The 21,412-nt window shown below is 70.8% G+C and carries 14 protein-coding genes; 6 read left to right on the plus strand and 8 right to left on the minus strand.

What is annotated here, in order from left to right; translation table 11 throughout:
* The first annotated feature begins 40 nt into the window (after positions 1-40).
* Positions 41-1,552: a VWA domain-containing protein gene (locus ACFP2V_RS26175; protein ID WP_381217360.1), complete on the plus strand. Its 1,512-nt coding sequence runs from the start codon at positions 41-43 to the stop codon at positions 1,550-1,552.
* 190 nt (positions 1,553-1,742) lie between these two features.
* Here ACFP2V_RS26175 and ACFP2V_RS26180 read toward each other — a convergent pair whose 3' ends face one another.
* The 3 genes from ACFP2V_RS26180 to ACFP2V_RS26190 form a co-directional block, all read right to left on the minus strand.
* Complete coding sequence (locus tag ACFP2V_RS26180; protein WP_381217363.1) at positions 1,743-2,606, minus strand: hypothetical protein; 864 nt, start codon at positions 2,604-2,606, stop codon at positions 1,743-1,745.
* Between the two features lie 183 nt (positions 2,607-2,789).
* Entirely contained in the window at positions 2,790-3,881 is a 1,092-nt protein-coding gene (locus ACFP2V_RS26185) for a metallophosphoesterase (protein ID WP_381217487.1), read from the minus strand.
* Between the two features lie 458 nt (positions 3,882-4,339).
* The gene (locus ACFP2V_RS26190; protein ID WP_381217366.1) at positions 4,340-5,452 is read right to left on the minus strand and encodes a LacI family DNA-binding transcriptional regulator; all 1,113 of its coding nucleotides are present in this window, start codon (positions 5,450-5,452) and stop codon (positions 4,340-4,342) included.
* A 547-nt stretch (positions 5,453-5,999) separates the two neighbouring features.
* On the opposite strand from ACFP2V_RS26190, the gene hisC reads away from it, so the two are divergent.
* The 5 genes from hisC (at position 6,000) to ACFP2V_RS26215 (ending at position 14,690) form a co-directional block, all read left to right on the plus strand.
* Positions 6,000-7,079, plus strand: coding sequence for a histidinol-phosphate transaminase (hisC, locus tag ACFP2V_RS26195; protein WP_381217368.1), 1,080 nt, complete (start codon positions 6,000-6,002; stop codon positions 7,077-7,079).
* A 251-nt stretch (positions 7,080-7,330) separates the two neighbouring features.
* On the plus strand, positions 7,331-8,836 hold the full coding sequence (locus ACFP2V_RS26200) for a cytochrome ubiquinol oxidase subunit I (RefSeq protein WP_381217371.1): 1,506 nt from the start codon (positions 7,331-7,333) through the stop codon (positions 8,834-8,836).
* 21 nt (positions 8,837-8,857) lie between these two features.
* Positions 8,858-9,862: a cytochrome d ubiquinol oxidase subunit II gene (gene cydB / locus ACFP2V_RS26205; protein WP_381217374.1), complete on the plus strand. Its 1,005-nt coding sequence runs from the start codon at positions 8,858-8,860 to the stop codon at positions 9,860-9,862.
* Positions 9,863-9,874: 12 nt separating this feature from the next.
* Positions 9,875-13,426 carry a thiol reductant ABC exporter subunit CydD gene (cydD, locus tag ACFP2V_RS26210; protein WP_381217377.1) on the plus strand — a complete coding sequence of 1,184 codons (3,552 nt, stop codon included), beginning with the start codon at positions 9,875-9,877 and terminating at the stop codon, positions 13,424-13,426.
* Positions 13,427-13,625: 199 nt separating this feature from the next.
* The gene (locus ACFP2V_RS26215) at positions 13,626-14,690 is read left to right on the plus strand and encodes a M23 family metallopeptidase (protein ID WP_381217380.1); all 1,065 of its coding nucleotides are present in this window, start codon (positions 13,626-13,628) and stop codon (positions 14,688-14,690) included.
* Positions 14,691-14,788: 98 nt separating this feature from the next.
* Here the strand turns inward: ACFP2V_RS26215 and ACFP2V_RS26220 are convergent, their stop codons facing one another.
* The 5 genes from ACFP2V_RS26220 to ACFP2V_RS26240 form a co-directional block, all read right to left on the minus strand.
* Positions 14,789-15,715: an HAD hydrolase family protein gene (locus ACFP2V_RS26220; protein WP_381217490.1), complete on the minus strand. Its 927-nt coding sequence runs from the start codon at positions 15,713-15,715 to the stop codon at positions 14,789-14,791.
* Positions 15,716-15,866: 151 nt separating this feature from the next.
* Positions 15,867-16,760 (minus strand): LLM class flavin-dependent oxidoreductase, encoded by an 894-nt coding sequence (locus ACFP2V_RS26225; RefSeq protein WP_381217383.1) that lies wholly within the window; start codon positions 16,758-16,760, stop codon positions 15,867-15,869.
* 114 nt (positions 16,761-16,874) lie between these two features.
* The gene (locus ACFP2V_RS26230) at positions 16,875-17,237 is read right to left on the minus strand and encodes a hypothetical protein (RefSeq protein ID WP_381217385.1); all 363 of its coding nucleotides are present in this window, start codon (positions 17,235-17,237) and stop codon (positions 16,875-16,877) included.
* 80 nt (positions 17,238-17,317) lie between these two features.
* Positions 17,318-18,550, minus strand: a complete 1,233-nt coding sequence (locus ACFP2V_RS26235) for an SWIM zinc finger family protein (RefSeq protein ID WP_381217388.1) — start codon at positions 18,548-18,550, stop codon at positions 17,318-17,320.
* On the minus strand, positions 18,547-21,396 hold the full coding sequence (locus tag ACFP2V_RS26240) for a DEAD/DEAH box helicase (RefSeq protein ID WP_381217391.1): 2,850 nt from the start codon (positions 21,394-21,396) through the stop codon (positions 18,547-18,549). The genes ACFP2V_RS26235 and ACFP2V_RS26240 overlap by 4 nt, the downstream gene beginning before the upstream one ends.
* Positions 21,397-21,412 lie beyond the last annotated feature (16 nt).

Genomic DNA, 21,412 nt, shown 5'->3' on the forward strand with positions numbered 1-21,412 from the left:
CTCTCCCCTCCTGGGAGGACGGGTCGGCAGACTGGATGTCATGACAGCGAGATCAATGAGCAAGGGGTCCAACCTTCCCGTCGACGCCCGGGCGGTGCGCGTCGAGCTCGCTTGGGCCGCTGGGGCCGGTGTGCCCGACATCGACGGGTCGGCTCTGCTGCTCACGGAGAACGGGCGGGTGCGGGACGACGGTGACTTCGTCTTCTGCAACCAGCCGCGTCACACCTCCGGCGCAGTGACGCACCTGGGGAAGCAGAGCGCCGCCGGCGCCGCGACCGACACGGTCGAGGTGGACCTGTCCCTGCTGGAACCGGCCGTCGAGCGGGTCGTGCTGTGCGCGTCGTCCGAGGGCGGAACGTTCGGCCAGGTGCCGGGACTGGTGCTCAGGCTGCTCGACGCCGGTACGGGGGCCGAGATCGCGCGGTTCGACATGGTGGCCGGGACGGAGACCGCTTTCATCGGCGGCGAGCTGTACCGGCGTCAGGAAAAGTGGAAGTTCCGCGCGGTGGGGCAGGGGTACGCTTCGGGGCTCGCGGGGCTGGCCACCGACTTCGGGATCACCGTGGACGACGCTCCCCCGGCTGCAGCGGACTCCACGACGGCATCCGGCTCCACCGTGGCATCTGGCGCGACGACCCCTCCTGCCGCGACCGCAGTGCCGCCGGTCCCGCCCGCGGTACCCACCGCCCCGCCCCAGCCCTCGGTCGCGCCGGCCGCCTCGGCCCCGGCGCCCGCTGCCCCCGTCCCGTCGTCCGTCCCGTCGGCAGCCCCGCCGGCCGCTCCGCGGCTCACCAAGGGTGAGGAGCGGCTGCCGGTGGACATGCGCAAGCGGCTGTCACTGCGCAAGGAGCAGGTGGCGGTCAGCCTGCGCAAGCACGGGGCCGCCGAGGTCACCGCGCGCGTCATCCTCGTACTGGACGCCTCCGGTTCCATGTCCTTCCTGTACTCCAAGGGAGTGGTGGCGGACGTCGTCGAACGTATGGCCGCGGTTGCCGCGCAGCTGGACGACGACGGTGAGATGCAGGCCTGGGCGTTCGCCTCGAATCCGGCGAGGCTGCCGGACCTGCGGCTGGGCGAGCTGCCCGAATGGCTCCGGCTGCACATACGGGTGGGAGAGATGAGCCTCTTCCGGCGCGGGCGGAAGAAAGGGCTGGACCCGCGCCAGGTCGACATGCGGGAGGTCGGTATCCAGAACGAGGAACAGAAGGTCATCGCCGAGGTCCGCTCGTTCGTCAGGAGCAGTCCTGCGGCGGCCCCGACGCTCGTGCTGTTCTTCTCCGACGGCGGTGTCTACCGGAATGCCGAGATCGAGCGGGAGCTCCGCGAAGCGGTGGAGGAACCGATCTTCTGGCAGTTCGTGGGCCTTGGCCGGGCGAACTACGGCGTGCTGGAGCGGTTCGACACGCTGCCCGGACGCCGCGTCGACAACGTCGGGTTCTTCGCCGTCGACGACATCGGCACCGTGCCGGACCCGGAGTTGTACGACCGTCTGCTGTCCGAGTTCCCCCAGTGGATCGCCGCAGCGGACCGGGCGGGCATTTTCCGCCCCTGATGACCACTACCCAGGCCTGTACGGGCACAGGGCGGCGAGCACCGGGCACCAGGCTCACGCCCCTCGGCTCGGAGCCTCTGGGACGGGCTCCGCCGGTGAGGGAGCGCAAGCCGACGGCCGGGCCGTCGCGTGCTTCGGCGCATCTGGTGGGGCCGGCTCCGGTCGGGCCGGCTTTATTCGGTTGTTCCGGCTACTCGGGCTTGTGTTCCGGCCCTCCGAAGTCCGGGCTGCTGTAGTCCGGGCTCGAGTAGCTCGGCCGCCGGCCGCGGTTCGTACCCTCGCCGGGGCTGGTGAATCCCGGCCGGTCGTAGCCGAGATGTGGGATGCGGCCGGCCGGTTCGGACGGTGGCGCGTAGTGCAGTGCGGTCGCCCTGCCCGGGTCGGCGAGCGCGTCCCGCAGGAACGGGATGATCCCCTGTTCCCGCAGTGCCTCGTGCCAGGCTTCCCTGGCCAGGGTCAGCTCCTTGTCGGCTTCGCCGTACGGCCCGCTTCGGGCCGAGGGCTTGTTGCGCAGTGCGGTCAGCAGCAGGCCCACCGCGGCGACCAGGATGGCGACCGCGGTCACGGCACCGAATGTCCAGCCCGTGATGAGCATGGTCCGGGCGAAGGCCGCGCTGGGGCCGAGCATGCGCAGGATGTAACCGACGAGCAGGAATATCGTGGCCGCGGTTCCGGCCAGAACAGGTGCCAGAACGGCGACGATGGCGACGGCGCCCGCGCCGGCGGTCTCGGCGACCTCTCCCATGGTGGTGGCGAGCCCCGCCGTCTCCGGCTCGGAGGAGCCGGACGCCCGAGTGGACGGGGTGGACGACGCCGGTGGCCGGCGCAGTTCCTCGCGGACCTTGGTGTAGTGCTGGTACTCGGTTGCCGCGGCCGCCGTGATGGTCGCGGTGGCGTGGAGCGCCATCGTGCGCAGTTGTTCGGAGGTGAGCCGCTGTCCGACAGTGGTCAGTTCAGGGTGTTGTGGTGCGGAGCGCAGCACCTCATCGAGAATCCGCACGTAATCCTGGCGGTCCTCGGTCAACAGATGCTGCGGAACGCTGTTCATGTGCATCCCCCGATGCTCCGTAGGGCTTGTGACTCGGCATGCCGACGAGCCGTTGGGCAGAAACGGAGGGGAGCCTGCTACGGATAAGCCGATGGTAGAGCGCCAAGGGCGCGCCGTGACAGGGGGTTTACCGAAATTGGCCTCGGTTCGGTGCGGTGCCGGGCCGCGGGTGCCGGGCCCGGCACCCGCTCACTGGGCGAGCGGCAGTCGCTGGACCAGCAGCTTTCCGTCCATCGTCACGCCACCGTCCATCGCGATGGCCAGTCCCTCGGCGTAGACGTGCGGACCCTCGACGACGGGACCGTTGTCGTCCTCGCCGTCCTCGGAGCCTACTTCGCCCAGCAGATACGGAATGGGGCTGTGTCCGTGAACGACCCGGGTGCCGCCGTACGTATCCAACAGTGAGCGCACCGCTTCGGCGCCGCCCTCGTCGCGGAAGGAGAACCGCTTGGTGAACTTGCGGAACAGGTCCCAGACCTCGTCGGCGTCGTTGCGGGTGAGCGTCTCGCGGACGGTGTCGTTGACTTCCTCGATGGAACGGCCGTAGTCGAGGTAGGCGGTGGTGTCGGAATGCAGCAGCAGATGGTTGTCGACGGCCTCGACGGCGTCCAGGCGGGCCATCCACTGCAGGTGGTGGTCCTGAAGGCGGTCCATGTCGGTCTTCTGCCCACCGTTGAGCAGCCAGGCGGCCTGGAAGGTGGCGGTGCCCGCGCCGGAGTTGACGGGGGTGTCGCCGAACCGCTTGGCGCCGAGCAGCAGCAGTTCGTGATTGCCCATCAGGGCCTTGCAGTAGCCGCCGGCCGCGGCGGCCTCGGCGGACAGCCGCATCACGAGGTCGATGACGCCGATGCCGTCCGGACCGCGGTCGGTGAAGTCGCCGAGGAACCAAAGCCGCGCGGGGCCGGCGCACCACTGGCCCGCGGAGTCGATGAGGTCCTGCTCCTGGAGGGCGGCCACCAGTTCGTCGAGGTAACCGTGGACGTCACCGACCACGTACAGCGGGCCGGGTCCGGTGGCGGGCTGCGGTGCGGGTACGGACGCGGGGTCGACGGTCACCTGCACAGTGTCACCCCGATTGATGACCGGGAGGTCCCGTTGCGTGGGCGTGTATCCCTCCGGGTGGCTCGCCTCGGAGGGCGGGGCCGCGTCGCCGGGGTGCATGCTGTGGGCGTACGGACCGGTCTCGTGGACGTAAGCGGGCACCCGAAAGTCGCGCACCGTCGCCGTGCGCTCCACCGCGGGTCCCTGACCGGCCCCCTGAGTCATCGACCCCTCCACCATCAAGCCGCAACTGCACCGCGTCGGACTGCCTGGTCGCAGCGGCCCGCGGTGTCGTGGGCCCATCATAGGAATGCGGATCGCGCCGTGTGATGACCCAGGGGTGGTGAATCGGCGTACGAGTCCAGATCGCTGCGGCCTTCGTTCTGTTTTGGTCAGATCCTCGGCTTTTGTTCAGAGCCTCGGCCGCCCGGGTGCCGTCCGGAGGCGCGGGCTCCTCACGGGACCGCGGACGCTGCCTCCGGGAGGCCGCCGTTTCCGCGGAGGAGGGCTCCGAGGGGGCCGGAGGAGCGGCGAGGGGAGCCGGAAGAGCGGGGGAGGCGCCGCCTCACCCCCGCGGGGGCAATGGCTTTACCCCCGGGAGCCGCCGCCTCACCCTTTGTGAACCCTGCCGGGTCGTCCCCTCCGGGAGTCGCTGCCACGGAGTCCCCTCCGCCCCGCTGCCGAGCTCTCGCCGTCCGTCAGGTCTGTTCCGGTGACCGCGGCGGGCTGACCGTCGTGCGCGGCGGGCGGCGCTGCGACGAGGTGCGCACGATCAGCTCGGTGGGTATGACCTGCGTCACCGTGTGCTCGGGGTCGAGGCCCTCGATCGCGTCGATGAGCAGCTGAACCACGGCCGTGCCGATGCGGCGCGGTTTGAGCGAGAGCGTGGTGACGGGCGGCTCGGTGTTGGCGTAGACGGTCGACTCGCTGCAGCAGACCAGCAGCAGGTCGTCCGGGACGCGCAGGCCGTAGCGGCGGGCGGCGGCGAGCAGATCGGCGCCGTTCGGATCGAACAGGCCGTAGACGGCGTCCGGGCGGTCGGGGCGGGCGAGGAGCCGGTCGGCGGCGACGGCGCCCGCGCACGGATCGTGCGCTGGATAGGCCTCGTACACCGGATCCTGGCCGACGCGTTCGCACCAGTGCAGATATGCGGTGGTCGACAGGTGGGTGTACGTGTCGGTCGTGGTCCCGGTCAGCAGGCCGATACGGCGGGCGCCGGCGTCGGCCAGGTGGTCGAGGATCCCGAGGACCGCTGCTTCGTGGTCGTTGTCCACCCAGGCCGTGACCGGGAGCGATCCGGCCGGGCGGCCGTCGGAGACGACCGGTAAACCCTGCCGGACCAGTTCGCTGACGACCGGATCCTGGTCCGAGGGGTCGATGACGACCGTGCCGTCCAGAGCGACGTTGGACCACACGTCGTGGCGGGAGGTCGCGGGGAGGATCACAAGGGCGTAGCCGCGGGCCAGGGCGGCGGAGGTGGCGGCGCGCGCCATCTCGGCGAAGTACGCGAACTCGGTGAAGGTGAAAGGTTCTTCCCCGTACGTGGTCACGGTCAGGCCGATGAGCCCCGACTTGCCGGTGCGGAGCGTACGGGCGGCGGCCGAGGGACGGTAGCCCAGTCTGTCGGCGACCTCACGGACATGGCGCCGGGTGGCGTCCGGGAGTCTGCCCTTGCCGTTGAGGGCATCGGAGACGGTCGTGATGGATACTCCGGCTGCGGCGGCCACGTCCCTGATGCCCGCCCGGCCCGGCCTGCTGCTTCGGCGTGAGGTTTCCGCGCGGCTCACCTGGTGCTTCCCTGCTGCTGTCATGGCGAGCCGATAGTAGGGCTCATGCGGTGGGGTAGGGCGGACGCATATGCGCGCATTGACAGACACGTTTTTGCATGATCATTAAGCGGTAACCTCCTTGGAAAACAAGAGTGTTGAACGTTTCAATGCCAGGATCTGACGTGTCGGAGCGCGTGGGCCTGCTGGCGGGGTGATGTTGCGAAGAGGTCTCAACTCACCTGCACGAGGGATGCGCGCCACGGCGCGAGCCACCGGCGCGTAGATATATGTGTGGCGCGCCCCCTGCTCGGACACCCTTTGCGTGCCTTCGTAGGGTGATGCCCCTGATGCTGAAGGGGCCGATGTGGCTCGTGGGGCTGATCGCCCTGGCGGTTCCACGAGGCGGGCACGCCCCGCGACGTCCCCGCCCACGCGCATCCGCGGCCCACACCTCGGTCCGCACCGCATCAGGTCCTTCCTCGCCACTGCCGCTGTACGCGTATACGCAGTGACGCCGAATCCTCATATGGTGAGCAGTATTGGATGTCGGCGGCGGTCAAGGGCCGCCGGTCTTCGGAGGAGGACTGCGGTGAGTGAGACGAGCCCCAAGCTGCGCGCCGAGCTGGAGGGTATCCCCACGTACAAGCCGGGCAAGCCGGCGGCGGCCGGAGGGCCGGTGGCCTACAAACTGTCCTCCAACGAGAACCCCTATCCACCGCTGCCGGGGGTGATGGAGGCTGTGACGTCCACGGCGTCCTCCTTCAACCGCTACCCCGACATGGCCTGTACGTCGCTGATGGCGGAGCTGTCCGAGCGCTTCGCCGTCCCGGTCTCCCACCTGGCCACCGGCACCGGCTCGGTCGGCGTCGCCCAGCAGCTGCTGCAGGCCACCTCGGGCCCCGGCGACGAGGTGATCTACGCGTGGCGTTCGTTCGAGGCGTACCCGATCATCACCAGGATCAGCGGTGCCACCGCCGTGCAGGTGCCGCTGACGCCGGGCGATGTGCACGATCTGGACGCGATGGCCGAGGCGATCACCGAACGGACCCGGCTGATCTTCGTCTGCAACCCCAACAACCCGACCGGCACGGTGGTGCGGCGGGCGGAGTTGGAGCGTTTCCTCGACCGGGTGCCCCGTGATGTCCTGGTGGTGATCGACGAGGCGTACCGCGAATTCATCCGCGACCCCGAGGTGCCGGACGGCGTGGAGCTCTATCGGGATCGGCCCAACGTCTGCGTCCTGCGGACCTTCTCCAAGGCCTACGGTCTGGCGGGGCTGCGGATCGGCTTCGCGATCGCCCATGAACCGGTGGCCGCGGCGCTGCGCAAGACGGCGGTGCCGTTCGGTGTGAGCCAGCTCGCGCAGGACGCCGCGATCGCCTCGCTGCGCGCCGAGGACGAGCTCATCGGCCGGGTCGGTTCGCTGGTGTGTGAGCGCAACCGCGTCATGGAGACGCTGCGCGCCCAGGGCTGGAAGGTGCCCGAGAGCCAGGCCAACTTCGTGTGGCTGCGGCTGGGGGAGCGCACGACGGCGTTCGCGCAGGCGTGCGAGCAGGCGGGTGTGGTCGTCAGGCCCTTCACCGGTGAGGGCGTTCGGGTGACGGTCGGCGAGGCCGAGGCCAACGACATCTTCCTGAAGGTGACGGAAGCCTCCCGCAAGGAGCTGTAGCCGCACACGGCCAGGTGCAGGTTCAGGAGTGCCGGGCGACGGTCGACCGTCGCCCGGCACTCCTGTGCTTCGACCGTTACCCACAAGGGGTTGACCTCACAGGGGACCCCCCTTCCGGATATGAAAAGCGGTAGGTCATAATTGCTTGTGAATGTGAACGCGTTCACAAGCACGTCCTGCTTCTTCCGAGATGTGGGGGATGAACAGGATCAAGCGGTCGTTGTGACCACGGCGATGTAAGGAGCGACGACGTGGACCTGGCTTTGGCGCCGGAGACACTGGCGCGATGGCAGTTCGGTATCACCACCGTCTACCACTTCCTCTTCGTTCCCCTGACGATCTCGCTGGCCGCCCTCACTGCCGGGCTGGAGACTGCCTGGGTGCGCACCGGGAAGGAGAAGTACCTCAGGGCGACGAAGTTCTGGGGGAAGCTCTTCCTGATCAACATCGCGATGGGTGTGGTCACCGGCATCGTGCAGGAGTTCCAGTTCGGCATGAACTGGTCCGACTACTCACGGTTCGTCGGTGACGTCTTCGGTGCCCCGCTCGCCTTCGAGGCCCTGGTCGCCTTCTTCTTCGAGTCCACCTTCATCGGCCTGTGGATCTTCGGCTGGGACAAGCTGCCCAAGAAGATCCACCTGGCCTGTATCTGGATGGTCTCCCTCGGCACGCTGCTGTCGGCGTACTTCATCCTGGCAGCCAACTCCTGGATGCAGCACCCGGTCGGCTACCGGATCAACGAGGAGAAGGGCCGGGCGGAACTCACCGACTTCTGGCTGGTGCTCACCCAGAACACCACGCTCAACCAGGTCTTCCACAGCTTCTCGGCGTCCGCGCTGACCGGTGGCGCCTTCATGGTCGGCATCGCCGCCTTCCACCTGATGCGCAAGAAGCACATCTCGGTCATGCGGACGTCGCTCCGGCTCGGCCTGGTCACCATGGCGGTCGGAGGCATGTTCACCGCGATCAGCGGAGACACCCTCGGCAAGGTCATGTACGAGCAGCAGCCCATGAAGATGGCCGCCGCCGAAGCCCTGTGGGACGGCGAGAGCCCGGCGCCGTTCTCCGTGTTCGCGTACGGGGACGTCGACAAGGGGCACAACGAGGTCGCCCTGGAGGTCCCCGGGCTGCTGTCCTTCCTCGCCCACGGCGACTTCGAGTCGTACGTGCCCGGCATCAACGACACCAATGAGGCCCTGCAGGAACAGTTCGGCCCCGGTGACTACAAGCCCATCGTGCCGGTCGCCTACTGGGGCTTCCGCTGGATGATCGGCTTCGGCATGGCCTCCTTCTCGCTCGCGCTGCTGGGGCTCTGGCTGACGAGGAAGAGGTTCCTGTTGCCGGCCGCCCTGCGTACCGGGGAGGACGAGGTGCCGCATCTGGTACTGCTGAAGAAGCCGCTGGGCGCGAGGCTCAGCCGGCTGTACTGGCTCCTGTCGCTCTGGACCATGGCGTTCCCGCTGATCGCCAACGCCTGGGGGTGGATCTTCACCGAGATGGGCCGGCAGCCCTGGGTCGTCTACGGCGTGATGCAGACCCGGCACGCGGTCTCCCCCGGAGTGTCCCAGGCCGAGGTCATCACCTCGATGACCGTCTTCACCCTGCTGTACGCCGCTCTGGCCGTGGTGGAGGTCAAGCTGCTCGCCAAGTACGTCAAGGCGGGCCCGCCCGAGCTCACCGAGGCCGATCTCAACCCGCCCACGAAGATCGGTGGCGATCCCCGTGACGCCGACAAGCCGATGGCCTTCTCGTACTAGGCCCGAGGGAGCCGCAGAGTCATGGAACTGCACAACGTCTGGTTCGTTCTGATCGCCTTCCTGTGGATCGGCTACTTCTTCCTGGAGGGCTTCGACTTCGGGATCGGGATTCTCACCCGGTTGCTTGCCCGTGACCGCGCCGAGAAGCGGGTGCTGATCAACACCATCGGTCCCGTCTGGGACGGCAACGAGGTATGGCTGCTCACGGCCGGCGGCGCGACCTTCGCCGCCTTCCCCGAGTGGTACGCCACGCTCTTCTCCGGCTTCTACCTGCCGTTGCTGATCATCCTGGTCTGCCTGATCGTCCGCGGTGTCGCCTTCGAGTACCGGGTCAAGCGGCCGGAGGAGCGCTGGCAGCGCAACTGGGAGACGGCGATCTTCTGGACCTCACTCATCCCCGCGTTCCTCTGGGGCGTGGCGTTCGGCAACATCGTGCACGGAGTGAAGCTCGACGCCGAGTTCGAGTACGTGGGCAACGTCTGGGACCTGCTCAACCCGTACGCATTGCTGGGCGGTCTGGTCACGCTGACGCTCTTCACCTTCCACGGTGCCGTGTTCGCCGCGCTCAAGACCGTCGGCGACATCCGGGGCCGGGCCCGTCAGATGGCCCTGCGAGTAGGACTGGCCACTGCCGTCCTCGCTCTGGTCTTCCTGGCGTGGACGCAGATCGAGCGCGGTGACGGCGCGAGCCTGGTCGCGATGGTCGTCGCGGTCGCCTCCCTGGTGGCCGCCCTGGTGGCGAACCAGGCGGGGCGCGAGGGATGGTCGTTCTCTCTGTCCGGCGTCACCATCGTGGCCGCCGTGACGATGCTCTTCCTGACGCTCTTCCCGAACGTCATGCCGTCCACGCTCGATGCGGACTGGAGTCTCACTGTCACCAACGCCTCCTCCAGCGACTACACATTGACGATCATGACCTGGCTCACGGTTATCGCCGCGCCGCTCGTCATGCTCTACCAGGGCTGGACGTACTGGGTCTTCCGCAAGCGGATCGGCACCCAGCACATAGCCGATCCCGTGCACTGAGGTGTGTTTCACGTGAAACCAATCGACCCACGACTGCTCCGTTACACCCGTGCCACACGGTTCTTCCTGGCGGCGGTGGTCGCCCTGGGTGTCGTCGGCGCGGTGCTGGTGATCGCTCAGGCCATGCTCATCGCCGAGGTGGTGGTGGGCGCCTTCCAGCACGGCATGGCCGTGGCCGACCTCGGCACTCCCCTGGTGCTCCTGGCCTGTGTCGCGGTCGGCCGTGCCCTGGTCGGCTGGCTCACCGAGCTGGCCGCGCACCGGGCGAGCGCGGCGGTCAAGTCGGAGCTGCGGGGCCGGCTGCTGGAGCGGGCGACGGCACTCGGCCCGGGGTGGCTGACCGGGCAGCGGACCGGTTCTCTGGTCGCGCTGGCGACCCGCGGGGTCGACGCCCTCGACGGATACTTCTCGCGTTATCTGCCCCAGCTGGGACTCTCAGTGGTCGTTCCGGTGGCGGTGCTGGCACGGATCGTCACCGAGGACTGGATCTCGGCCGCGATCATCGTCGTCACCCTGCCGCTCATCCCGGCCTTCATGATGCTGATCGGCTGGGTCACCCAGTCCCGGATGGACCGGCAGTGGGAGCTGCTGTCCCGGCTGTCCGGCCACTTCCTGGACGTCGTGGCCGGGCTGCCGACGCTGAAGGTGTTCGGACGGGCCAAGGCACAGGCGGAGTCGATCCGGCGGATCACCGCCGAGTACCGCAGGGCGACCATGCGGACACTGCGGATCGCCTTCATCTCCTCCTTCGCGCTGGAACTCCTCGCCACCCTCTCGGTGGCGCTGGTCGCCGTGACGATCGGCATGCGGCTCGTGTACGGCGACTTGGACCTGTACACCGGTCTGCTCATCCTGATCCTCGCGCCCGAGGCGTATCTGCCCCTGCGGCAGGTCGGCACGCAGTACCACGCGGCGGCGGAGGGACTGGCCGCCGCAGAGGAGATCTTCGAGGTACTGGAGACACCCGTGCCGGCACCGGGGACCGGGGCGGTGCCGGCGGGCGCCCTGTCCTTCGAGGGCGTGACCGTCCGCTACCCCGGACGGTCGGCGGACGCCGTGGCCGACGTGTCCTTCTCCGTCGAACCCGGCGAGACGGTCGCGCTCGTCGGGCCGAGCGGGACGGGCAAGTCGACGCTGCTGAACGTGCTGCTGGGCTTCGTGCGGCCGGCCGAGGGGCGGGTGCGGATCGGGGGAGCGGATCTCACCGGTATCGATCCGGCCCAGTGGCACAGCCAGGTGGCCTGGGTGCCGCAGCGACCGCACTTGTACGCCGGGACGGTCGCCGAGAACGTACGCCTGGCCCGTCCCGACGCGGACGACGACGCTGTCCGCCGGGCTCTGCGGGACGCGGGCGCACTGGAGTTCGTGGACGCACTGCCCGAGGGCACCGGCACGGTACTGGGCGAGGACGGGGCGGGACTGTCCGCAGGGCAGCGGCAACGGCTCGCGCTGGCCCGTGCGTTCCTCGCGGACCGGCCTGTGCTGCTGCTCGACGAGCCGACGGCCGCGTTGGACGGCGCCACCGAGGCCGAGGTCGTGGCGGCGGTACGGCGCCTGGCGGCCGGCCGGACGGTGCTGTTGGTGGCGCACCGGCCGGCGCTGCTCGCGGTGGCGGACCGCGTGGTGCGGCTGACGGAGCCCGCGCCCGGTAACCTGCCGCTGCCCGGGCACGGGGACACCGCCCTCGGTGCCGACCGGGAACGGGCGGACATCCTGCCCGCACTCGACTGGGAACGGGTGGAGGAGGCCGAGCCCGCCGACCCCGCAGGCCCGGCGTCGGCCGAGCCGGTCGCGGGGGCCGGAGCGGGGGGCGTGCTGGCCCGCGTCCGTGCCATGTCCGGTGCCCGCCGAGGGCGGCTCGCGTTCGCACTGCTGCTCGGCAGCCTCGCGCTGGGCAGCGCCGTGGGCCTCATGGCGACGTCCGGGTATCTCATCTCCCGGGCCTCGCAGCAGCCGCCCGTGATGTACCTGATGGTCGCCGTCACGGCGACCCGGACCTTCGGTATCGGGCGGGCCGTGTTCCGGTACGCCGAGCGGCTCGTGTCGCACGAAGCGGTTCTGCGGATGCTGGCCGACACCAGGGTCGCGGTGTACCGGCGGCTGGAGCGGCTGGCGCCCGCCGGACTGCGCGGGATCCGCCGGGGAGATCTGCTCTCCCGGCTGGTCGCCGACGTGGACGAACTTCAGGACTACTGGCTGCGCTGGCTGCTGCCGGCGGGTGCGGCGGTCGTCGTCTCGGCACTGTCGGTCGGCTTCACAGCCTGGCTGCTCCCCGAGGCAGGTGCCGTCCTCGCGGTCGGGCTGCTCACGGCGGGGGCGGGTCTGCCCCTGCTCACGGGCGCCGTGGCCCGGCGTGCGGAGCGCAGGCTGGCGCCCGCCCGCGGAGTCCTCGCGACCCGTGCCACCGACCTGCTCACCGGGACCGGGGAACTGACGGTCGCCGGCGCTCTGCCCGCACGGACCGCCGAGACCCGGCGGGCCGACGGCGTGCTCACCCGGATCGCCTCGCGCGCCGCCACCGCCACCGCCCTCGGTGACGGGCTCACCGCACTCGTCTCGGGCCTGACCGTCACGGCCGCGGCCCTCGTCGGCGTCCAGGCAGTGGCCACCGGTCGGCTGGACGGAGTGGCACTGGCCGTCGTCGTCCTCACCCCGCTCGCGGCCTTCGAGGCCGTACTCGGGCTGCCGCTCGCCGTGCAGCACCGGCAGAGGGTGCGCAAGAGCGCCGAGCGCGTGTACGAGGTCCTGGACGCCCCGGTGCCCGTACAGGAGCCGGAGCAGCCCCGGCAGGCACCCGCGTCCCCGTTCCCGCTCGTGGTCAAGGGACTGGAGGCCCGACACGCCGGGCAGGAACGGGACGCCCTGGCCGGACTGGACCTGACACTGGAGCAGGGCCGCAGGATCGCGGTGGTCGGCCCGTCCGGCTCCGGCAAGACGACGCTCGCACAGGTGCTGCTGCGGTTCCTGGACCCGGGCGCCGGTTCGTACACGCTGGCCGGTGTGGACGCGTACGCCCTGGACGGCGACGACGTACGAGGGCTGGTCGGGCTGTGCGCGCAGGACGCTCACCTCTTCGACAGCTCCGTACGCGAGAACCTGCTGCTCGCGAAGCGCGAAGCCACCGAGGAAGAACTGCGCGACGCGCTCGCCCGGGCCCGGCTGCTGGAGTGGGCCGACAGCCTGCCCGACGGCCTGGACACCCTCGTCGGCGAGCACGGGGCGCGGCTCTCCGGCGGTCAGCGGCAACGCCTGGCACTGGCCAGGGCGCTGCTCGCGGACTTCCCCGTGCTGGTGCTGGACGAGCCCGCGGAGCACCTCGACCTGCCGACCGCCGACGCACTCACCGCCGACCTGCTGGCCGCCACCGAGGGCCGTACGACGCTGCTGATCACCCACCGACTGGCCGGGCTCGGGGCGGTGGACGAGGTGATCGTGCTGGACGAGGGGCGTGTGGTGCAGCGCGGTGCGTACGGGGAACTGGCCGCCGCGGCCGGGCCGTTGCGGCGGATGGTGCGACGCGAGGCGGAGTCGGACCGCTTGGTGGAGCTGGTGGAGGCGGGCTGACCGGGCACGACGGGCACGCGTGACGAGAGGGGTACGCCCGGGGACGAGCGTGCGTGACGTGAGAATGCCTGACGAGTTGTCAATCACGACTTGAGGGGCCCCTGTTCGGCGGTATTACTGGTCCATCCGGGTCGTACGGTCCCCCAGGCGTACGACATGAACAGGACCGTGGGCCGGGGCGGGGGCCAGGATCGCTGTCATGCGCCTCACCCGCCGTCACCCGCTGCTTGTCGCCGTGCCGTTGTGTGCGCTCGCCGTGCTCGCCGCCCGGCCCGCCGACGGGAAGGGCGACGGCCCGTACGCTCCGGGCCACGGTCCGGAATTCGGGACCAGCGCCCAGGTGGCGCGACTCTACGAGGAGGCGGCCGCGGCGACACTGAAGTACGAGGCGGGCCGGCGCCAGGCCGGCCGGCAGCGGACCGAGGTACGACGGCTGGAGGAACTGCTCGGCCGGGAGCGCCAGGAGTCCGAGGTCCTGCGCGATGACCTCGGCCGCATCGCACGGTCCCAGTACCGCAGTAGCGGCGGGCTGCCGCTGACCGCGCACCTGATTCTCGCGGACGACCCGGAAGAGATGATGCGTGGCCAGCACGCCTTGTGGAAGGCGAACCTGAGCCTCGACAACGCGATCGAGAAGAACGCGCGCGCCGAGGTCCGGCTCGCCCGTGACGAGGCGAAGGCAGAAGAGGCGTGGAAGGCACTGGAGAAGCGGAACAAGGAACTCGCCGACCTCAAGAGCGGCATCGAGCGGAAGCTCGAGACGGCGCGGTGGCAGCTACAGGGTCAGGCGGACGCCTCGGTGACGGCCGGTTCCTGCCGCGGGGCGGTGCGGCTCGATCAGCCGGAGACCGCGTTCACCGGGTCCTGGGTGGCGCCGGTGGAGACCTACGCGTTGTCCGCGTCCTACGGGAGCGGCGGTGCACGCTGGGCGAACCGGCACACCGGCCAGGACTTCGCGGTGCCGATCGGCACGCCGGTGCGGTCCGTGGGCATGGGCAAGGTGGTGAAGGTGTCCTGTGGAGGGGCCTTCGGTATCGAGATCGTGGTCGAGCACGTGGGCGGCTACTACACGCAGTACGCCCACCTGGCCGCCGTCGCCGTGGACCAGGGCGAGCGCGTCTCGCCCGGCCAGTGGATCGGCCAGTCCGGGACCAGCGGTAACTCCACCGGCCCGCACCTGCACTTCGAGGTGCGGGTCACACCCGAGATGGGCTCGGCAGTGAACCCGGTGTCGTGGCTGGCGCAACGGGGACTGACGCTTTGAGCGAGCACCGGGCCCGGCCCGCTCCGCCGTTCACGCCGGACCCATCCGAGGTGGCCGACCCATCCGAGGCGGTCGACCCACCAGGTGATCGGATCCGGTCACGGCCATCGGCTCAGCAACTGTTCGATCACCACGGCCACGCCGTCCTCGTTGTTGGCGACCGTGCGCCCCGAGGCGGCGGTGAGGACGTCCGGGTGGGCGTTGCCCATCGCGTAGGAACGGCCCGCCCAGGTCAGCATCTCGATGTCGTTGGGCATGTCCCCGAACGCCACGACCTCCTCGTGCGAGATCCCGCGCTCGGCGCAGCACAGGGCGAGTGTGCTGGCCTTCGACACGTCGGGACCGCTGATCTCCAGCAGGGCGCTGGGGCTGGAGCGGGTGACGTTGGCGCGGGTGCCGATGGCCAGCCGGGCCAGGGTGAGGAAGGCGTCGGGGTCGAGTCGGGGATGGTGGGCGAGGACCTTGAGCACCGGCTCGTCGTCGGCGGGGCCGCCCGGCGCCAGCAGTTCCTCGGCCGGGGCGCGGACGCCCGGTATCTCCATGTGCAGCTTCGGATACGCCGGCTCCTGGTTGAAGCCGTAGGTCTGCTCGACGGCGTACACGGTGCCTGGCGCCGCCTCTCGCAGCAGCCGCACCGCGTCCAGCGCGTTCTGCCGGGCCAGCTCGCGCACCTTCACGAAACGGTGGGCACCGGCGCCGCCGTGCAGGTCGACGACGGCGGCGCCGTTTCCGCAGATGGCGAGCCCATGGCCGTGGACATGGTCGCTGACGACGTCCATCCAGCGGGCCGGGCGGCCGGTGACGAAGAAGACCTCGATGCCCGCCTCCTCGGCGGCGGCCAGTGCGGCGACCGTGCGGGGGGACACCGACTTGTCGTCGCGCAGCAGGGTGCCGTCGAGGTCGGTGGCGATGAGCCGCGGCGGGGTGACAGGGCTGTCTCCCCGCTCGAGCGAGGTCGAGAACTGGAGGGAGCCCGGGGTCTCGGGCTGTGCGGTCGCTGAGGTCACCCCGCCATTGTCCCGTATGAGCCCGCACGGCCGTGCGGCACTCCGCACATGTGAGGGGTCACCGCTCCCGGTGAGCTGCCGAAACGGTCGAGGCGGCCGAGGTTGCGGCAGTGGCGGTGAGGATCGGCTCCGGACGTCGGTCCGGTTCGTCGGCCGGCCGGCCGCCCGCTCAGCCCAGCTGGGCCGGCGCCTCCATGGCGATCCGCTCGAAGATCTTCTGGTCCGCCGCGAAGTCCGAGTCGGGGATGGGCCAGTGGAGCACGATCTCGGTGAAGCCCAGCTCCGCATGACGGCCCGCGAAGTCGACGAACGCGTCCAGGGACTCCAACGGGCGCCCCCGGTCCGGGGTGAATCCCGTGAGCAGGATCTTGTCCAGCCCGGCCACGTTCCGCCCGATCTCGGCACAGACATCGGCCAGCTTCTCCATCTGACCGTGAAGGGCGTGCACCGACTGTGCGGGTGTGCCGTTCTCGTACAGCTTGGGGTCGCCCGTGGTCACCCACGCCTGCCCGTGATGGGCGGCGAGCCGTAGCCCGCGCGGTCCGGTGGCGGCCACGGCGAACGGCAGCCGGGGCCGCTGCACGCACCCCGGGATGCCGCGGGCCTCGTGCGCCGCGTAGAAGTCGCCCTCGTAGGACACGGAGTCCTCGGTGAGCAGCCGGTCGAGCAGCGGTACGAACTCGGCGAAGCGGTCAGCCCGCTGGCGCGGGGTCCACGGCTCCTGGCCGAGCGCGGTGGCGTCGAAACCGGAGCCGCCCGCGCCGATACCGAGGGTGACGCGTCCACCCGAGATGTCGTCGAGGGAGATCAACTCCTTGGCCAGGGTCACCGGGTGCCGGAAGTTCGGCGAGGTGACGAGGGTACCCAATCGCATACTCTGCGTAGCCATCGCTGCTGCGGTCAGCGTGGGCATCGCCCCGAACCACGGCCCGTCCCGGAAGCTGCGCCAGGACAGGTGGTCGTAGGTGTAGGCGGCGTGAAACCCGAGGTCTTCGGCGCGCCGCCAGATCTGCTGTCCCTCGCTCCAACGATGGATGGGAAGGATTACGGTGCTCAGTCGCATGCCTAGGACCCTATGCTCCCGTGACTGCGAACGAGGGGGGGAGGCAGACCTCACCGGCTGGGGCTACGTCGGTACGCGTCGAGTCCGTGCCCTCCGGAGCGGTACCGGCGCCCTTCAGTTCTCGCGGTAGCGCGCGAAGACGCGGGCGCGCTCCTGTTCCCAGGTCCAGTCCGCTGCCCTTCGGTGAAACGGGGCTCCGCTCGCCAGTTCGAAGAACTGGCCCGCCGGCCTGCCGGTCGCCTTCAGGAGCACGATGGCGGAGAGCATGGGCTCGATCCCCTCGCTGTCCCGGCGGCAGGCATCACCGAGCAGGTGGCTGATGATCAGGCCGCGGTAGTGGACGTGGTGGCCCTTCGCCTTCAGCTCTTCGCTGAGGGACTTGTACCAGCCATCGGTACGGCCTTCCCGCGCCCAGCGCCGAAGGATCTCCATCGTCTCGTTCAGCGCTGCCTCGTATTCGGCGTCGCCCTGTCTCATCCGGACCTCCCCATCCGTGGTGGCTGCCCACCGTATCCGGTATTCGGTAACGGTCGGTGCCGTGCTCGCCACCGTCGGTGTCACGTCCCGGTTTGCTGCCAGACCGCGGTCAGTGCCGCGACCGGGTCGGCGTCGGCCGGTGCCGCGGGCCACCATTCGCCGTCGTCCTGGAGGCAGGGGTACCAGCGGGCGTCGGGACCCAGGCGCAGCTGGATGCCGTGGTCGGTGAGGGTGAGGCGGTTGCGCCAGGCCCGAAGGGGGACAGGGGTGGTGGCCATCTCGGTGAGGGCCGCGGTCAGGGCGGTACGGGCGGCCGTCATCATCGCCGGGTCGGGGGTGTGCGGCTGTTCGGCGACGGTGAGGCCGGTGGGGCCGCCGTGGCGCCAGGCGCGGGTGAGGCGGGCGAACGCGGTCGGTTTGGTGCCGGTGTTCTGGATCAGGTGGTGGAACCACTCGGGTCCGGGGCTGCTCGCGGCGATGCGTACGGCGTCCTGGTGCTGGGTCAGGTGCAGGCCGGCGGTGTCGCCGGCCAGGATCCGCGCGGCGCGTGCGGCGGTGTCGGTCATGAGGCGTTCCAGGTCCGTGGTGGCCAGGCCGGTGCCGGAGGGCGGGGCGACAGGCAGCGCGGTGGCGTGGCCGGCCGGGGCGGGAGGTTCGGGCAGCCGGGCGGTGTGTTCGGCCCAGTGGGCGTATGCGGCGGCGGCCGGGATGCCGGTCGGGGCCGGTGGGGCGGCGGTCTCCTGGGCTGCCGTACGGCGTGCGCGCAGCTGGGTGAGAACCTCCTCGCGACTGCGGCCGCGCAGCGCGAAGAGCACGAACGGGTCGGCGTCGATGGTGGCGGCGATGGCGTAGCAGAGCGCGGCGGCGTGCTTGCAGGGGTATCCCCAGTCGGGGCAGGAGCAGTCCGGGTCGAGTTCGGTGGGCTGCGGGAGCAGGGGGACGCCTGCCCGGCGGGCGTCGTCGACGAGTTCGGCGGGCATCTCGCCGTCGAGGAGCGCGGCGAGATGCCCGGCGCGGGCCGCGATGGTGTCGAGCAGGGTGTCCCACCGGGTGTCGGTGAGGACGGGCAGGTGGACCGAGGAGCGGTAGGGGCGCGGCCGGCTGCCCTGGACGGCGGCCTTGACCTGGCCCGGGGCGATGGTGACCGGGCCGACCATGCCCTTGCGGGCGTAGGTGCGTCCGCGGGACAGACGCCCGGCGTCCAGGGTGGAGTCCTCCAGGGCCGCCACCCATGCCTGGCCCCACCAGGTCGCGGCGAAGGCGCGCCTGCCGCGGGCGGGCGCGCGGCGCGGGCCGGGCAGCGAGGGGCTCATGACTGCCTCCCCAGGGCGACGAGTTCGGCGAGGTCGGCGTCGGACAGTTCGGTCAGGGCGGCCTCACCGGATCCGACGACGGCGTCGGCGAGCGCGCGCTTGGATTCGAGCAGCTTGGCCACCTTGTCCTCCACGGTGCCCTCCGCGATGATCTTGTGCACCTGGACGGGCCTGTCCTGACCGATGCGGTAGGCGCGGTCGGTTGCCTGGTCCTCGACGGCCGGGTTCCACCAGCGGTCGTAGTGCACGACGTGGGTGGCGCGGGTGAGGTTGAGTCCGGTGCCCGCGGCCTTCAACGACAGCAGGAACACCGGCACTTCACCGCGCTGGAAACGTTCCACCATCTCCTCGCGCCGTACGACGGGGGTGCCGCCGTGCAGGAAGAGGGTGGGGATGCCGCGCTCGGCGAGATGTTTCTCCAGGAGGGTCGCCATCTGCTTGTACTGGGTGAAGACCAGCACCGACTCGCCCTCGGCGGTGATGGTGTCGAGCAGTTCGTCGAGCAGGTCGAGCTTGCCGGAGCGGCCGCGCAGCGGCGTGGACTGGCGCAGGCTGTGCTCCTTCAAATACTGGGCCGGGTGGTTGCAGATCTGCTTCAGCGCGGTGAGCAGCTTGAGCACCAGGCCACGGCGGGCGATGCCCTCGGATGCCGTGATCTCCGCCAGAGTCTCGCGGACCACCGCCTCGTACAGGCTGGTCTGCTCGGCCGTCAGCGAGACGACGCGGTCGGTCTCGGTCTTGGCCGGCAGTTCGGGCGCGATGCCCGGGTCGGACTTCCTGCGGCGCAGCAGGAACGGACGGACGAGACGGGACAGTCGCTCGGCGACCTCGGGATCCTCGCCCGACTCGATGGCGCGGGCGTGCCGGTCCCGGAACGCGGTGAGCGAGCCGAGGAGTCCGGGTGTGGTCCAGTCGAGGAGCGCCCACAGTTCGGAGAGGTTGTTCTCCACCGGGGTGCCGGTGAGGGCGACGCGGGCACGGGCGGGCAGGGCGCGCAGCTCGCGGGCGGTGACGGCGTAGGGGTTCTTGACGTGCTGGGCCTCGTCGGCGGCGACCAGCGACCAGGCGGCCTCGGCGAGGACTGCGCGGTCGCGGCGCAGCACCCCGTAGGTGACCAGGACGATCTCGTCGCCGGCCAGGTCGTCGAGGTGGCGGTCGCCGCCGTGGTAGCGGCGCACGGGAGTGGAGGGCGCGAACCTGGCCGCCTCGCGCTGCCAGTTGCCGAGCAAGGAGGCGGGGCAGACGACGAGCGTGGGGCCCGCGGTGGCGGGGTCGGACTGGCGGTGCAGATGCAGGGCGAGGAGAGTGATGGTCTTGCCCAGGCCCATGTCGTCGGCGAGGCAGCCGCCGAGACCGAGTCCGCACATCTCGGCCAGCCAGGCAAGGCCCCGCTTCTGGTAGTCGCGCAGTGTGGCCTTGAGCGCGGCGGGCTGTGGGGCGGGAGTACGCGACTCGGGATCGCGGATACGAGCGACGAGGCCGCCGAGCGCGCCGACCGCCTCACAGGGGATCGACTCGCCGTCCCTTTCCACCTCGCCGGTCAGCGCGGCGCTCAGCGCCTCCATGGGGGTGAGCGGCTCCATCCGGCGGCGCCGGGCGCGGGCCACCAGCTTCGGGTCGGCGACCACCCACTGGTCACGTAGCCGGACGAGGGGGCGGCGGGCCTCGGCGAGGGCGTCCATCTCGGCCTCGGTGAGCGGCTCGCCGCCGAGCGAGACCTGCCAGCGGAAGTCGAGGAGGGCGTCGGCGTCGAGGAGACCGCCCGCGCTGGAGCCAGGGGCGGTGCGCTGCCCGATCTCCGCGGTCGCGGTGAGCGCCTTGACCAGCTCGCGCGGCCAGTGCACGTCGATACCGGCCGCGCGCAACGTGTCGGTGGCATCCCCCAGCAGGTCGAAGGCTTCGTCGTCGGTCAGCCGGAGCGCGTCGGGTGCGGCGTCCTTCAGCAGCCGCTGGAGCGGTGGCCAGACACGGGCACCGCGGCGCAGTGCGAGCAGCGTCTCGGTCTCGGCGCGCGGGCCGAGCAGCCGCTCCACTTCGGCCGGCTTGCTCCACAGCCGTGCGGCCTCGACGACGAGCGCCGGATCCGCCGCGGTGTGCAACTGCAGGGCGGCCCGGAACTGTCGGCGCCGCCCCTCGGGCAGGTCGACGCGCAGGGAGACGCCGACCTCGGCGGTGAACGCGGCGGCGGTCTCCTCGGCCCACTCGCGCAGGGCGGGCACGGCACGCGTCTCGCGCCAGGCGTACGGCAGCGCTCCCATGGCGAGTGACGCGGCCGGAGTACGGACCAGGTCGTCGGCGACCGCATCGCAGAACTGGCGTACCAACGCGGCCGGTTCCGCGATCCGCAGTGGGGCGGTACCGGGCTCGGGCAGACAGTGGGCGTGGGGCGGGAAGGCGGCGGCGAGGGCGTCCAGCGTCTGCCGCTGCGCGGCGGTGAAGGGGCCCGCCCGCCAGGTGTCGTAGCCGGCGGGGGTGAGGGCGGGATGGAGTCGTCCGTCGGCGAGCAGCCGCAGCGCGAAGCGGGCGGTGGCCTGCCAGGCGATGGCGGCCGGGTGCGGCGGCCGGGAGCCGTTCAGCGCGGCGACGGCGAGGGCCGTAGGGAGCGCGTAGCCCGCGACTTCGCGGCGTCTGACCGAGCGGCCGTGCGGCAACACCAGCTCTACCGAATCGGTCTCCACGCCCGTGGGCGGCATGCCGTCCCCGCCGGTCGTCCCGGCAGGTTTCCAGAGCAGCAGCCGTCCCAGTCGGGCCGGCTCTCCGGGAAGGAAGACCGCCGCCCAGCCTTCATCGAGCAGAGCCCGTGCCCAGGCCGTCGCCTCGCTCGTGGCCAGGGGCGGCGCGCTCATGGAGGTCTTGGGCGAC

The sequence above is a fragment of the Streptomyces incanus genome (genome assembly GCF_042656345.1).
GTDB classification, from domain to species: Bacteria; Actinomycetota; Actinomycetes; order Streptomycetales; family Streptomycetaceae; genus Streptomyces; species Streptomyces incanus.

What these genes read in the sequence shown, in the direction of transcription:
- ACFP2V_RS26215 (WP_381217380.1), top strand. Translation starts at nt 13,626, where the DNA reads ATGCGCCTCACCCGCCGTCACCCGCTGCTTGTCGCCGTGCCGTTGTGT.
- ACFP2V_RS26240 (WP_381217391.1), bottom strand. Translation starts at nt 21,396, where the DNA reads ATGAGCGCGCCGCCCCTGGCCACGAGCGAGGCGACGGCCTGGGCACGG.
- ACFP2V_RS26190 (WP_381217366.1), bottom strand. Translation starts at nt 5,452, where the DNA reads ATGACAGCAGCAGGGAAGCACCAGGTGAGCCGCGCGGAAACCTCACGC.
- ACFP2V_RS26225 (WP_381217383.1), bottom strand. Translation starts at nt 16,760, where the DNA reads ATGCGACTGAGCACCGTAATCCTTCCCATCCATCGTTGGAGCGAGGGA.
- ACFP2V_RS26230 (WP_381217385.1), bottom strand. Translation starts at nt 17,237, where the DNA reads ATGAGACAGGGCGACGCCGAATACGAGGCAGCGCTGAACGAGACGATG.
- ACFP2V_RS26185 (WP_381217487.1), bottom strand. Translation starts at nt 3,881, where the DNA reads ATGGTGGAGGGGTCGATGACTCAGGGGGCCGGTCAGGGACCCGCGGTG.
- cydB (WP_381217374.1), top strand. Translation starts at nt 8,858, where the DNA reads ATGGAACTGCACAACGTCTGGTTCGTTCTGATCGCCTTCCTGTGGATC.
- ACFP2V_RS26235 (WP_381217388.1), bottom strand. Translation starts at nt 18,550, where the DNA reads ATGAGCCCCTCGCTGCCCGGCCCGCGCCGCGCGCCCGCCCGCGGCAGG.
- ACFP2V_RS26180 (WP_381217363.1), bottom strand. Translation starts at nt 2,606, where the DNA reads ATGCACATGAACAGCGTTCCGCAGCATCTGTTGACCGAGGACCGCCAG.
- ACFP2V_RS26175 (WP_381217360.1), top strand. Translation starts at nt 41, where the DNA reads ATGACAGCGAGATCAATGAGCAAGGGGTCCAACCTTCCCGTCGACGCC.